Origin of the sequence: Kitasatospora sp. NPDC005856 (assembly GCF_040629945.1) — a bacterium.
GTDB lineage: Bacteria > Actinomycetota > Actinomycetes > Streptomycetales > Streptomycetaceae > Kitasatospora.
The window spans coordinates 77,144-90,444 of the sequence record NZ_JBEXWT010000032.1 but is presented as its reverse complement, the minus strand read 5'-3'; the positions used below and the strand labels follow the sequence as shown (position 1 = coordinate 90,444).

12 protein-coding genes are annotated in these 13,301 nt (G+C 71.6%); 7 read left to right on the top strand and 5 right to left on the bottom strand.

What is annotated here, in order from left to right; genetic code table 11:
• The first annotated feature begins 1,454 nt into the window (after positions 1-1,454).
• A complete protein-coding gene (locus ABZ449_RS20815; protein WP_360347667.1) occupies positions 1,455-1,604 on the top strand; it encodes a hypothetical protein in 150 nt (49 codons plus the stop codon).
• 1,310 nt (positions 1,605-2,914) lie between these two features.
• Here the strand turns inward: ABZ449_RS20815 and ABZ449_RS20810 are convergent.
• Positions 2,915-4,125, bottom strand: a protein-coding gene (locus tag ABZ449_RS20810; RefSeq protein WP_360347664.1) for an IS3 family transposase whose coding sequence is annotated in 2 segments (ribosomal slippage) — positions 2,915-3,825 and positions 3,825-4,125 — 1,212 coding nt in all. Because the reading frame shifts where the segments join, the coding sequence is not laid out codon by codon here.
• 206 nt (positions 4,126-4,331) lie between these two features.
• Between ABZ449_RS20810 and ABZ449_RS20805 the strand changes: the two genes are divergently transcribed.
• From ABZ449_RS20805 to ABZ449_RS20795, 3 genes are all read left to right on the top strand, one after another.
• The gene (locus ABZ449_RS20805) at positions 4,332-4,910 is read left to right on the top strand and encodes a hypothetical protein (protein ID WP_360347662.1); all 579 of its coding nucleotides are present in this window, start codon (positions 4,332-4,334) and stop codon (positions 4,908-4,910) included.
• Between the two features lie 167 nt (positions 4,911-5,077).
• Positions 5,078-8,164, top strand: a complete 3,087-nt coding sequence (locus ABZ449_RS20800) for a hypothetical protein (RefSeq protein WP_360347659.1) — start codon at positions 5,078-5,080, stop codon at positions 8,162-8,164.
• A gap of 101 nt (positions 8,165-8,265) precedes the next feature.
• On the top strand, positions 8,266-8,394 hold the full coding sequence (locus tag ABZ449_RS20795; protein ID WP_360347658.1) for a hypothetical protein: 129 nt from the start codon (positions 8,266-8,268) through the stop codon (positions 8,392-8,394).
• Positions 8,395-8,933: 539 nt separating this feature from the next.
• Here the strand turns inward: ABZ449_RS20795 and ABZ449_RS20790 are convergent.
• The 3 genes from ABZ449_RS20790 to ABZ449_RS20780 all read right to left on the bottom strand — a co-directional run bounded on the left by ABZ449_RS20790 (position 8,934) and on the right by ABZ449_RS20780 (position 10,957).
• On the bottom strand, positions 8,934-9,566 hold the full coding sequence (locus ABZ449_RS20790) for a hypothetical protein (RefSeq protein ID WP_360347656.1): 633 nt from the start codon (positions 9,564-9,566) through the stop codon (positions 8,934-8,936).
• Between the two features lie 54 nt (positions 9,567-9,620).
• Positions 9,621-9,770 (bottom strand): hypothetical protein, encoded by a 150-nt coding sequence (locus tag ABZ449_RS20785; protein WP_360347654.1) that lies wholly within the window; start codon positions 9,768-9,770, stop codon positions 9,621-9,623.
• A 383-nt stretch (positions 9,771-10,153) separates the two neighbouring features.
• On the bottom strand, positions 10,154-10,957 hold the full coding sequence (locus ABZ449_RS20780) for a hypothetical protein (RefSeq protein ID WP_360347652.1): 804 nt from the start codon (positions 10,955-10,957) through the stop codon (positions 10,154-10,156).
• A gap of 238 nt (positions 10,958-11,195) precedes the next feature.
• Between ABZ449_RS20780 and ABZ449_RS20775 the strand changes: the two genes are divergently transcribed.
• Entirely contained in the window at positions 11,196-11,483 is a 288-nt protein-coding gene (locus ABZ449_RS20775) for a hypothetical protein (protein ID WP_360347650.1), read from the top strand.
• A gap of 15 nt (positions 11,484-11,498) precedes the next feature.
• Here ABZ449_RS20775 and ABZ449_RS20770 read toward each other — a convergent pair whose 3' ends face one another.
• Positions 11,499-11,879, bottom strand: a complete 381-nt coding sequence (locus ABZ449_RS20770) for a DUF6225 family protein (RefSeq protein ID WP_360347648.1) — start codon at positions 11,877-11,879, stop codon at positions 11,499-11,501.
• Here ABZ449_RS20770 and ABZ449_RS20765 point away from each other — a divergent pair.
• Both ABZ449_RS20765 and ABZ449_RS20760 read left to right on the top strand, forming a co-directional pair.
• Complete coding sequence (locus ABZ449_RS20765; RefSeq protein ID WP_360347646.1) at positions 11,850-12,350, top strand: peptidylprolyl isomerase; 501 nt, start codon at positions 11,850-11,852, stop codon at positions 12,348-12,350. The two genes, ABZ449_RS20770 and ABZ449_RS20765, sit on opposite strands and share 30 nt — an antisense overlap.
• A 505-nt stretch (positions 12,351-12,855) precedes the next feature.
• Positions 12,856-13,215, top strand: a complete 360-nt coding sequence (locus ABZ449_RS20760; protein ID WP_360347644.1) for a hypothetical protein — start codon at positions 12,856-12,858, stop codon at positions 13,213-13,215.
• Positions 13,216-13,301 lie beyond the last annotated feature (86 nt).

Below are 13,301 nucleotides of genomic sequence, written 5' to 3'. Positions count from 1 at the left end.
GGGGGCGGAAGCCTGCGGCTTACGCAGGGCCTGGCGGCCCTGCGGCGGTGCTGACGCACCGCCAGGTGCGGGGGTGCCGGCTACGCCGTCACCGTGCGTGGTGTGGCCTCGGCTGCGCCTCGGCAGGCCAGTGGGTGGCTGGGGGAATTCGCCGGTGGCGAATTCACGGGACGCTCGGGTGGTTGGTGGCGGGCGTCGGGCGTCGCTGCGCTCCGCCCATTCCCGGGGCAATTGTCCCGGGCCTACGGCCCGTCAACCGGTCGGCTTTCCCGCCTTCCGGGGGTGGCCTTTCAGCGGCCCTACGGGCCGGTCCGCTGGCAGGGTTCCCCGGGCTGCGCCCGGGAGTGAGCGTTGACGATGTGACGCGAAATTCGGGTAGCAGCCCCTTCCCCCGATCGGGAGGGGGTGCCGGCCCGGGCCTGCGGCCCCGGGCGTTGACGATGTGTCGCGGACTTCGGGTACCAGTCACAACCCCACCCCCGGCCCGCTCCCCCGGTCCCGGCCGATGGCCGGTTCCGCCTTGCGGTTGCTGGGCTGTCGGCCCATCCGCCGCTCTCGGGGCAGGGCCTTCGGCCCTCGGGTGCCACCTCCGGGCCCCCCGTCCGGCTCAGGCCCTCCCCGGCCCCGTGGCGGGCCCTCACGGGCGCCCCGCGCGGCGGCCTCTGACGGCGCCTCAACCGCAGAATCCAGGCGGGCATCCGAAGCGCATCCGGCGGCATTTCCAGGAACGCCGAACGGCTCTGCCCTACCGGCTTCCGAGCGGCTTTCGAGCGGGCCGGGACGCGAACATGAAACCTCGCAGCGGCCATCCATCCCGGCTCTATCCGATGACACCAACGACGAGAATACTAATTCCCTTCCCGATCCCTTTAACGGCGCAATCCAAAATCCCCGAACGGCGCAGCGAGACTAAATCCAACTCAGGCACTCAAGAAAGGGGCCTACGGCCCTCACCGCCGACACCGTGACCGCCAAGTCTGACCGCCCGGAAAATCCCACGCGGCGTCAACGGAACAATCCCTGGAGCAACACCACCAAACCGAACACCGGACAGGACGAGCAGGAAGGCGGCCTGGACAGCGGGCCGGACGCGGCTGCGGGCGGGCGGGGGCCAGGCCGCCGGGGAACGGCCGAGGCCGGCGGACCGGCACGGCCGGTGCAACGCGGCACCGCAACACACCCAGACACGCCCAGGACGGCGGCCCGCGGTACGGAAACCCGCAGCACGCGCCGCGTATTCGCCGAGGCCGGTTCAAGGATTTCTGAACTGCTGTCACGCCCAAGCAATGCCAGGTCAGGAGCTCAGCACTGGTGTGCGAAGGGGCTTTGGGGGTTCCCCGTTTGGGTGCGGTGGCGCATGGGACAGGACACTACATTTTTTTCAACTGCCCGGCGGCTACCCGGCCCAGGCCGGCACCCCGCGCTGCACAGCCCCGTCCCTCTGGAGGCCCGAGATGACACCTGCCAACGACCCCGACCCCCGCCGCAAGCGCCCCGCCTGGCCCGGTCCCCGCGCACTCGCCGCACGCGCCCTCCTCGGCGCCGCCACGAGCGTCGGCTCCCTGCCCCTCACCCTCCTCGCCCACTGGCTCACCACCCGCTGAACCCGACGGTTCCAACACCCCGCGTCGTCCTGCACGGCGGAGAGCCCCTGCTCGCCAGCCCGGCCCGGGGCAGACACCCCGACGGCAGCAGTACCTGCCACCCCACACCCACTGGAACATCCCGCCGCAGCACCGCCCGGCGGACACGACCAGGACGGGCGCAGCACCAGGACGGCGGCACCGGCCCAGGGCAGCAGGCCCGGAGAACCCGGCCCGGCCACCCCGGACGGCGGCCAGGGTGGGCAGGCGGGCACCGGGAAGACGGGAAGCCACCAAGGCCGGCGACCCGGACGGCGGCGGAGGCAGACGCCTCAGTAGTCCTCTTCGAGCTCCACGAGCGCGTCGATGAGAACGGGGCAGTCCTCTTCGTGGAGCAGACGCTCCAGCCCACGACGCCCCACGGCCCACCTATGGACCGCACGCCTCCCGCACTCCGGACAGCGATCATCCACCTCGGACAGCGGCCGCCCGACGACGACCAGCAACCCGGGACGACGGGCAGCACGGCCGAACCGGGCACAGCGGGACAGCCTGGCGGCCGACCAGGACGACAGCCAGCGCCCAGCAAGGCGGCGACGGCCCGGACGGCGGACAGGGCCCAGCAGCAGACGGGCAGGCAGGCACCGGGAAGACGGGGAGCCACCAGGGCCGGCGGACCGAACGGCGGACCAGCGCCAGGACGGCGGCACCCGGACGGCAACGCAGGAGAGCAGTAGCACCCGGACGGCGACGACGAACAGCACCGGCCCGGACGGCGAGGCGGCAGCGGCGAGGCGGCAGGAGGGCATGCCCTCGACCGGCGGCGCCCGGACGGCGACGGAGGAGCAGCAGCGGCGAGGCGGCGCCGGGACGGCCCGGCCGAGCCCCGGCAGAAACCGAACACCGACCACCGCCAACAAGCCCTCACCCGACCATTCCAACCCGAACCAAGAAAACCACACCGGCCAATTCGGCAAAACACTCGAACCGAAATACCACCACGAACCACACCCAGAAAGACCACCCGCCCGACCAACCCCCCGACCGACAGCGGCCGACCCTCACCCATCACCACACACAGTCACCGAGGCACGGGCGGCACGCCTTGCTGACAGGTCCAACCAAAGGTCCAGACAACACAGGGTGAGAGGCCATTCCACGCCCACTTGCGACAACAGGTCACACCTTGAGTTCCGTCACCAAGAGCTGGTCACGGAACCACCCGGCCCACAGCGCGCGGCAGGCTACGACACCGTCCCCGGACGCAGACCGGCCGGGTGGCCCGGGCGCCGTCGACGGGCGGGCCCTGACCCCGGATGTTGGACACGGGGCTATGCGGCTTGTGCCAGCGTAGTTGATGTTGCGTGGAGCGCGTTCTCGTAGGCGATGGGACTGCGGTGTCCGAGGCTGCTGTGTCGGCGGACGGTGTTGTAGCGGTGCAGCCAGCGGAACAGCTCCAGCCGGGCTTCACGCTCGTTTGACCAGCCGTTTCGACCCTGGAGCGTCTCGCGCTTGCAGGTCGCGTTGAAGCTCTCCGCGAGCGCGTTGTCCGCGCTGGACCCGACGGCGCTCATCGACTGGGTCACGCCGGCCCGGCGGCAGGAGTCCGCGAAGACCCTGCTGCTGTACTGCGAGCCGTGGTCGGTGTGCATGATCGCCCCGTGCAGGCTCCCGCGGGTCCGCTCGGCGGCGGCCAGGGCGTCGACGACCAGTTCGGCGCGCATGTGGTCGGCGATCGCCCAGCCGGCCAGGCGGCGCGAGCACAGGTCGATCACGGTCGCGAGGTAGCAGAACTTCCCGCCCCCGACCGGTAGATACGTGATGTCGCCGACGTACTTGGTGTTCACCTCCTCGGCGCTGAAGTGGCGGCCGACCAAGTCGGGCGCCTTCGCCGCGGCGGGGTCCGCGATGGTGGTGCGGTGCTTGCGCCGCAACCTCAGCCCGGCGATCCCTGCGACGTTCATCAGCCGGGCAACCTTCTTGTGATTCACGACCTCGCCCTGGTCGCGGAGCTCGGCCGTGACGCGGGGGACGCCGTAGGTGCCGTCCGAGGCCGCGTGGACTACGCGTATCCGCGCGGTGGCCTCGGCGTCGGCAGCCTGCCGGGCAGCGCGGTCGGGGGCGGTGCGGAGCCAGTAGTAGAAGCTGGACCGGGCGATGCCCAGGACCCGGCACAACCGCTTGACGCCGTAGCGGCGCTGGTGGTCGGCAACGAACTGGCAGCGGTTCACCAGCGCGTCTCCCCTGCGAAATACCGGGCCGCCTTGCGCAGGATGTCACGCTCCTCCTCCAGCTCGCGGATCCTCTTGCGCGCGGCCGCGAGCTCGACCTGAACGGTGTCCCCGTCCGGGGCCGGCGCGAGGGAGCCCGCAGCAGAGTGCGAGGCGGTGCGGCGTCCGTCGGCGGTACGAATCCAGTTGCGCAACGTCTCGGTGTTCACCCCGAGGTCCTCGGCGACCGACTTGATCGTCGCCCCGGGCCGGGACCGGTACAACGCGACCGCGTCCACCTTGAACTGCGGCGGGTAGTGCTTCATCACCATCTGTGCGGGACTCCTGTCCACCGGGACCATCAAGATCCAAGTGTCTCTGGTGTCCAACATCCGGGGTCAGGGCCCGGCTTCCGTCACCACCCGCCGGTGACGGAACCACCCGGCGCAGCACAGGCCGGGGAGACTGCAGCCGCCTTCCTCGGCGGGCCCGGCGGAGCGGCTTGCGGGCGCACGCCCGGTTCCGTCACTGTGGGTCGGTGACGGATCATCACGGACAGGGCGCCGCCGTGTGCGCGGGCCCCCCGCTGCGGGCGGCCGCTGCCCGGCCCGGCCCGCACCGGCCGCCCGGGCCTGTACTGCGGGCAAGCCTGCCGCCAGGCCGCCCTACGCTGGCGCCGCCTGGACGAACAGGCCCCACAGCCGAGCTCCTCGCCGCCGCCCAGGTCCTCATCGGCGCCCCGGCGTCCGGCCTGTCGAAGGCCGCCGACCGCCAGCTGCGGCGACACCTGTCCGCCCACGCCCGCGGCGAGGACCTCCTCCTGCCCCACCTACGCGCCGCCACCGCCGACCTCGCCCACCGCGCCCACCGCCTCCGCCTACCCGACACCCCCCACACCCGACGCCTACGCACCGCACTGACCACCTACCTCAACGCCTGGAACACCGCGCACACCCACCACGACGACGGCCCGGCCGCCCCGGACGCGAACCGGCCGGGCCCGGCGGCCCGGGCACCGTCGACGGACTTCCGTCACCGCCATCTGGTAACGGAAGCACCCGGCGCAGCATGCGACGGGGCGGCCGAAGCCGCCTTCCTCGGCTCAACGGCAGGGTGATTGCCGTCGAACACTGATTCTGGCCAAGTTCGGCAAAGGTCGCCGCCACGGTGGTCGGGCGTGTGTAGCTTCGAGCCAACCGGAAGGAACCGTTCACCTTCAGGTCGTTCCACGGTCTCACGGCCGCGTTGGCCGCTCCCTCATCTTCTTCGCAGACGGGAATCGCGATGAGCACCTCGAGCACCGGAACCCCTGCCGCCGATCCAGCGGCGGCCCAGACCAGTTCGTCACCGACTCCCGCAGCGGGCGGGGCGATACTCGACGGTCCGACGCCGACGGACCTGCTGCCGACCACCGGCAACTACCCGGTGGAGATCGTCCGGTACCGCTCGGTGGTGCTCACCGACATCCCCGGGGCGAAGCCGGCGCGCAAGCTGACCGGCGCCATCGACCTCGGTGAGGAGAACCTCCCGTTCTACGACCGCCCTGCCGAGGGCATGGTCGTCACGACGGAGCAGAGCTGGTCGGCCCAGGGCGTCACGCTCGGCAGGCTGCTGCACAGCCTCGCGCTCGCGCCCGGCGAGAGCACCCGGGTCGCGGTCGTCGACTGGCAGCGCACCACCAGGGCCACCGGCAGCGAGACGGCGTCCGAGAACGAGGCGATGTCCGGGAGCACCGACCAGAACCGGTCGATCAGCGAGGTCGCGAACGCGATCGCCCGCGAGGAGCAGTCCGGCAGCTCCGATGCGTTCGGGCTCAGTGTGTCGTCCAGCTCCGGCAGCAGCTCCGGCTTCGCGGTCCCCGGCCTCGGCGGCGTCGGCAGCAGCAGCAGCGATTCGGCGAACCTGGGCATCGTGACCGCGGTGTCGCGCTCCACGGGCGTGCGGTCGGTCGCGAACGAGGCGAGCCAGCGGATCGGCGCGCGGACCCAGCAGTTGGCGACCGCGGCCCGCAGCCGGAACATGACGGTCGTGCGCGAGACGTCGCAGTCGGAGAAGGAGCAGATCGTCACCCGGGTCGTCACCAACTACAACCACATGCACGCGATGTCGGTGCAGTACTACGAGGTCGTCCAGACCTACAGTGTGACGACCAAGCCCACCAAGCTGGAACGCTGCCTGTTCATCCCGCTGCAGGAGCTCACCTTCAACCACACCAGCCTCCAGCGGTACAAGGAGGTGCTCGCCTCGGTCGCGCCGATCGACTGGGCGGCGAAGATCCGCGCGGCGAACCCCTTCGACACCGCCGTGCGCAAGCTCGACCCGGTCACGGCGCAGGAGGCGCCGGTCAGGCAGGAGTTCGCCGGAATAGAGCTGGCCGACATCGCCGCTTCATCCATGGGCGTGTACGGGGTCCGCAAGGCCGACGGCCTCCCGGTCCGGTTCGATCCGGTGACCCAGCAGTGGAAGTCGGTGCCCACCACCGGGCTGAGCGGCGGCCTGACCCGCATCGCGCCGGGCAAGGACAGCGTCTGGGCGCTCAGGGCCACCGACAACGCGGTCGTGCAGTTCGACGGGACGACCTGGCGAACCGACCCGGCGGGAGGCCTGGGGGTGCGCATCGCCTACGGCGCGGACGACGCGCTGTTCGTCGTCGGTACCAACAACTTCCTCCACCAGCGGAACCCGAACAACCCCTGGACGAACCTGGGCGTGGTGGCCGACGATGTCGCCACCACCGGCAAGGACAAGGTGTGGTACTGCCGGCAGGGGGTAATGTACGAGCGCAGCGGCACCGGCTGGGTGCAACGGAACGGGCAGGGCGTGCAACGCCTGTCCACCACTCCCGACGGTGCGGTCTGGGCCGTCGTGCAGCCCCAGTCCAGCACCGAGACCCTGCCCTTCGTGATGGCGTCCGGTACGACGACCCTGGCCCGTCCCACCACCGGCGGCCTGCAGAACATCGTCGGACTGGCGGAGATCGCCTCGGCCGCCGACGGGGACTACTGGGTGCTGATGAGCAACGGAACACTGTCCCGGATCCTGGCACGGGAGACACCGGTGGCCTTCGACGACCAGCCGAAGGACGACTCCTCCTACGCGTCCAGGATCGACGTCTGGTCCGACGGTGCCGGAATCCGCAGCATCCAGGTGGTCTTCCCGAACCGCACCGTCCGCTACGGCGACACCGGCGACACCGGCACGCAGCAGCACGACTCCTACACCTTCGGCGGCGCCGACAAGCTGATCTCCGTCGACGCCTGGTCCGGCACGGCCGCCCGCGGCGGCCTCGCCGGGCTGCGCCTGACGATGACCTCGGGCGTGGCCAACTTCGGCATCGCCGCGACCACCACCGCCGCACCCGACCTGAACGAGGACGCCGACGGCGCCTCGGCCATCTGCGGGATGTTCGGTTCGACGGTGAAGTCCGGCAGCCGCGTCTACCTCTCGTCCATCGGCTTCCACGTGCGGGGCGCGAGCGTGCCGCAGGCGGTCCTGGACCACCTGAACGACAACCGCCGCCACTACAGCCAGGCCGTCTGGGCCCACGCCGACGAGCTGACGCTCAGCCGTATCCTCGCCAACTACTCCTACACGCCGGCGGGTTCGACCGCGGAGCCGGTCCCGCTCGGCATGCTGCTGGACCCGAAGCCGATCGCCGCGACCGGCAACTACCTGGGCTTCCGCTGGAACTTCGCCAGCGAGCAGGAACGCGAGGAGTGGACCAAGGCCCGCCAGGTCGGCGACAACACGTTCGGGACGCCGGTGACCAACACGATCGCCATCGCCACCAACGGCGTCTTCGCCGAGGCCGTCCTCGGCCGGTCCAACTCGGCCGAGAAGATCGACCTCACCCGCTTCTGGAACTGGAAGGACTCGCCCATCCAGATCACCCCGGCCGACATCGCCCCGGTGGCCGCCGGCTCGCGCGCGCAGAACCTCGACACCACGGCGGCCGGAATGGGCGTCTCCCAGGCGCACTTCACGCCGGTGATGGCGATGCCCGACCCGGTCGGCCTCCAGACGGCGCAGGCCATCGCCACCGCGAACCTGTTCCGCGACATGAGCGGCCTCAGCAGCATGAGCCAGGTGCTCACCAAGGGCATCGAGGCCGCCGCCAGCAACGACAGGGACGCGGGCGCACGCGCCCAGGCGGCCCTGCAGACCGCCACCGAACACGCGGAGAAGATGGCCAAGATCGCGGCCGACACCGTCGTCAAGGCCGCATCGGGCAGCGGCGGCGAAGACGGCGAAGGCGGCAGCGGCGGCGGCGAAGACGGCAGCGGCGGCAACCTGACCGCCCTCGGCGGCAAGCTGAACCAGAACACCAAGGCCGGCACTCCGGCCGCCGGCGGGGCCGCAGCCACCGCCTGATCACCGCAGCCGGCGGGCCCGGACCACCACCGGGCCCGCCAGCCGTTCCCGGCCCCGAAGAAGGCAAGAACGCAACGCCGGCACGGGCCGGCGATCCGGCGGTGGACGGCAGAGTGCCGAAGGCCGGCCGACCCGGCTACGAGCGGTTCGGCCTCACCGTCACCACCGCCGGCGCCCGCACCGTGTGGCTCGACGACCCCGACCGCCCGTGGAACCCGACCACACGCTGACCCCGGTGGTGGGGCCGAACCCCAACCGCTGGCCAGCGCGGCGCCCGTGGGCCGGGCGGCAAGGAACCCTGCAAGCTTGAAGGCCTGCAGGTTCCTGGCTGTTCGTCAGCGGGTCCATTCGATGCGTGTGAGCTGCGCGCCCTGTTCGGTGAGGACGCGGAAGACCCGGCGCCCGCACGCCCCGAGAGAGCCGGTCCCACGACGCGGCCCTGACACCGAATCCCGTAACCACCACGCGGCACGGGACACCGGAAAAGCCACCGCCCGAACGCCCCGCCACGACCGCATCCCCCGCGCGCCCAGGGCCCGGAAACTCCCGAACCCCGGAAGGTATTTACCGACGTAACGTTACGTTTTGCACTAACTTCTACACCCATCCAGCAGGAGAAAACCCCCGCACCGAACCGCCGGACACGGGCGGCCCGGCGGCCGCGTTCAGGGCCGGGGGCCTGACGGCCCGGCGGCGGGTGGCGCTCGGGGCCGGGACCTGACGGCCCCGCCGACAGGCCCCGGTGCCGCCACTCACGAGGCGCGGTCCTTCACCGGATAGAGCTCGGCGTGCCGCACCCGCACCTCCCACCACGGATCCTCCGGAGCGGAGACCAGCGCGGTGACCCGCTCGCGCCGGGTCGGGGCGGGCAGCACCAGCGGCCCCAGGTCCTTCTCCTCTCCCGGTCGGCGGCGCACTGCGGGCACTCCAGCCGGTCGGGGCCGGCCTTCCCGGTCAGCTCCAGCACCGAGCCCGGCTTCCCGCCGATCGAGCCCCGGCACGTCCAGCACGGGCGCAGCGCGGCGTTGGCCGTGCGGGCGGCCTCCAGCTGTTCTTCGGCCTCTCGCTCCAGGCGCTCCTCGCGGTCCTGGTGGCAGGGCCAGCAGCGGCCACCCGGGCGGCGGGTCCACTCGACCTGTCCCTGGCAGCCGTACTCCCAGGTGCTCTCCTCCTCGGGAACGTCGCCGCAGTCGATGCAGACCAGGGAGTCCATCAGCTCCTGGTGGGCCTTGTGCTCCTCGTCCTCGCGGGCGGCCTGGCGCAGGTCGTAGGCGGCCCGATTGTTCGGGTTCTCCAGCGCCTCGACGAGGGAGTGCCGGCCCGAGCGGCCGAAGCGCCACCACACCGGCCCGAGCGGCCCGTGCTCGGCCAGCAGCTCCAGGGTGGTCGCGATGATGGGCACGGCGTCGTCGTACTCGCGCCAGCCGTCGTCGTTGTAGTCGCGGACCTCCCTGCATCACCGGCCGCGCCAGCAGTCGGCGGACAGGTCCGCGACGGCCTGCTGCTGGTTGGCCAGGGCGACGGGTCCGGCGTTGGTGACGACCAGGGCGACGGGCGGGTAACCGGGCCGGGTGTGGCCGGGCCAGGTGCGGCGCCACCAGTGCACCGTCCGGTCGGCCGGCTCCTGGCCGGCGAGGGCCGGGGTCGTTGTCGCGGACCCTGGCGCGGAACAGCTCGCGGTAGCGGGGGAACTTCGCGGCCACGTCGGCCGAGACCACGCCAACACGGCCATTCCACGCCCACAACTACCAACAGGTCACACTCAGCGCGCGGAGGAGTTCCGTCACACCACCGATGTGATGGAACCACCCGGCACAGCCCCCGGCCAGGCCGTGAACAACAACGGGCTGTTCCTCGGTGTGCTCGCTGGCGTGAGCACGCTCGGCGATCGAGAGGACGTGTCGGCATACAGGTGAATGTGCTCAGCCTGGTACACGTGAAAGCGCTCGCGTTCCAGGGCTGGAGACGGGCGCGGTGTGGCGCTCCTCGTCAGGATGCCCAGGCCAGTCGTACCGCTTCGATCTCGGAGTCGTTCAGCAGCGCTTCCATCAGGGCCGGGGGACCGACGACCTTGGTGGCCCACAGGTCGTAGTCGGTGCACAGGACCCATGAGCGGTCCTCGGCCCACAGGTTGGACGGGCTGAAGTGGGCCTCCGGATTGTCGTACAGGACCCCGGCGTCGCCGAGGAGGCCCGTCCGCACATGTGCGTTGTCGAAATCGGCCTCCTTCCCGAGCGTCAGTGGGCTGTAGTAGGCCAGGCATCGGGTGTCCGTGCCCGCCGGACTGTGCTTGGTGAGGATGCCGGTCAGCCGGTTCCAGGTCTCACGGTCCAGGCTGCCCTCGGTGGGCGGGAGGACACCGAGCGGCCAGCTGCCCTCCCGCTTGACGGAGGGGAAGCAGCCGTGGGACGGCAGCAGCCCGTCGGGCACGACGGGGTCGCCGGCCCGGTGGGCGAGTTCCGCCCAGCGCAGCCGCCGCCAGCCAGGGCCGGGGTGCTCGGCGCGGCCCAGATCGCCTCCCGTGACGACGCCCGCGGATTCGAAGTCGATGCCCGCGACGACGTCGGGCTGGATTCTCCCGTCCGCCAGACACGCCTGCCGGTACTCGTGGTGCGACACGTCGGTCGGTCCCTGCTCGTGCTCGTACATGGCGTTGAGCACCCAGACCGCATCGGGCATCGCCGGCGGCATGAACCCGGTCAGGCCGTCACCGCACAACTCCCGTAGCCAGCCGGTCGCAGCGGACGGCGCGAGCGGCCACAGGCCTGACAGCAGGTTCGATTCCTCGGGCATGCGTTCATTGTCCCGGTTACAGCCGCCGGCTCCACGAGGGGCTGGTCACTATGTAGCCGTCTCGCTGTGTGGGCACGTTCCCATGTACCTGGCTGGGTATCGGGAGGTGTACCTCGACAGTTGGTGTGGGGGCGCCCTGCCAGGTGGGCGAGGCCGCCGGTACTGCCCGCGTCCACGCACCTGCCGACAGGCCGCCTACCGGGCCCGCCAACGCGCCGAGGCCACCATCCCGGCCCGGGTGGCCCTGCTCCAGATCAACCAGGAACTCCAGGCACACGTCCTGGCCCTGGACGAACTGCTCACCGAGGCGACGCGCGCGCAGCGAGCGCTACCCGGGGCCCACTGCACCGCGGCGGCCGACTTCCGACACCTGGTGGACGAACTCGTCCGGTGCGCGGTCCTCGCCGACCGCGCAGCCGGCGCCACCTGGACCACCATCGGCGAAGCCCTCGAACTCAGCCCCGACACCGCCCGCACCCACCACAGACACCCCCACCTCCTGCCGCCACCACCCACAACCACCTGAACCACCCCCCGGCCTCTACTGCGGGCCATCCTCCGGGAGTGCGAGGGCGATCGGCATCTCGTCCGACAGGCCAGCCAGGGCCTCACGCAGCCGGCCGACGGTCCAGGCGTCGACGGTGTGGTGGTACGGCGTCGCTCGCCCGGACCCAGCGGCGGCCGGACCAGGACAGCCGGCACGCGCCCGGCCAGACGGCCGGCGGACGCGAGCAACAGGAGCACCACCGGCCGACCGGGAGCGCGCAGCAGCCGAAGCCCCCCGCGCCGGGTGCGCGGGCGGCCCGTCGCGTGGCGAATCCCGGAGCCGTCGGCGCCCTGCAAGGATTCCTGTACGCTCCGTAACCAGTACAGCGCCAGAAGTGAGGTTGCCTTGTCCAAGGTCAAGCTGAGCACCAACCACGGCGACATCGTGATCCGCCTCGACGCGGAGAAGGCGCCCGGAACGGTGGCGAACTTCCTCCAGTATGTCCAGGAGGGGTTCTACGACGGCACCGTGTTCCACCGGGTCATCAGCGGCTTCATGGTCCAGGGCGGCGGGATGGAACCGGGACTGCGGCGTAAGGAGACCCGCGCCCCGATCCAGAACGAGGCCGACAACGGCCTGAAGAACGTCAGGTACACGGTGGCGATGGCCCGTACCGCCGACCCACACTCGGCCACCGCGCAGTTCTTCGTCAACGTCGCCGACAACGCCTTCCTCGACCACACCGCGAAGTCCGGCCCCGGCTGGGGCTACGCGGTGTTCGGAGAGGTCGTCGAGGGCCAGGACGTGGTCGACGAGATCACGTCCATACCGACCACCTCCAAAGGCGGACACAACGACGTCCCGAAGGAGGACGTCGTGCTCGTGAAAGCCGAGGTAGTGGACTGACCAGCCCCCGAAGGGCCCGTGCCGCTCCCCTTTCCCCCTCGCCGGCAGGGCCGTCAGGCTCCGGCCGCCCCGGGGCCGCGCGACGGCGGCCGGCCACCGGGCCTCGTCCTCGGCCCGCGCCGCCTCCAGCAGCGGCGCGGCTGTGTGGCCGAGGTAGACGACCGGCAGGGGGTCCACCACGACCGCCTCCTGCCCGGGCGGGGCGTCGGCCACCGGCTGATACAGCGCCAGCGCCGCCGAAGCGCAGGCCCCGACCGTGCTGCTCAGGGCGGCGATCAACCGGGCGTGGCGGCGTCGGCGTGCAGGCAGGCCCAAACGGGCAGGAGCCGCGGTCACCCCGGCACTCTGCCGCGCCGCACCCGCTCGCGACTTCCGTTCCCATGAACATCGTGCTGATGGTCAACGCCAGTGGTAGGACGCACCAGCCATCGCCGGGAGCAGCAGCGGCCCTCACCATCACCCGGCGAGTACCGTCGGCACAGGCCCGATCCCCTGGAGTGCTGACGTGCGCCGCTACCTGCCCGACCCGTCCATCCCCACCGTCGAACCGACCGAGCCCGTCCTCGCGGCCCTGCGGGCCGCGCGAGAGGCCCACGCCGCCCTGCTCGCCGTGGCCTCCCCGCCCAACACCTCCCACCCCGGATGGCTCGTCTCCGCACTGGACCCCACGACCGGCGACATCGCCTTCCGCTTCGACACCGGCACCACCCACTGGGACACCCCCGCCGCCGAAGGAGAACTCCACCGCCGCGGCCACGTCTCCATCGCCGCCCTCCTCCACCAGGACTGGACACCACTCCCCGACACCGCACACACCACCCACCTCCTCCCCACCCCACCCCCCGACCACCACGACCACTGGTGACCACCCCACCCGACGCGCACGGCACCCCCGGCCCGGCGCAGCCGAGCGGACCGGCACCCGCCGGACCGCAGCCGGCTTCGGCGCCG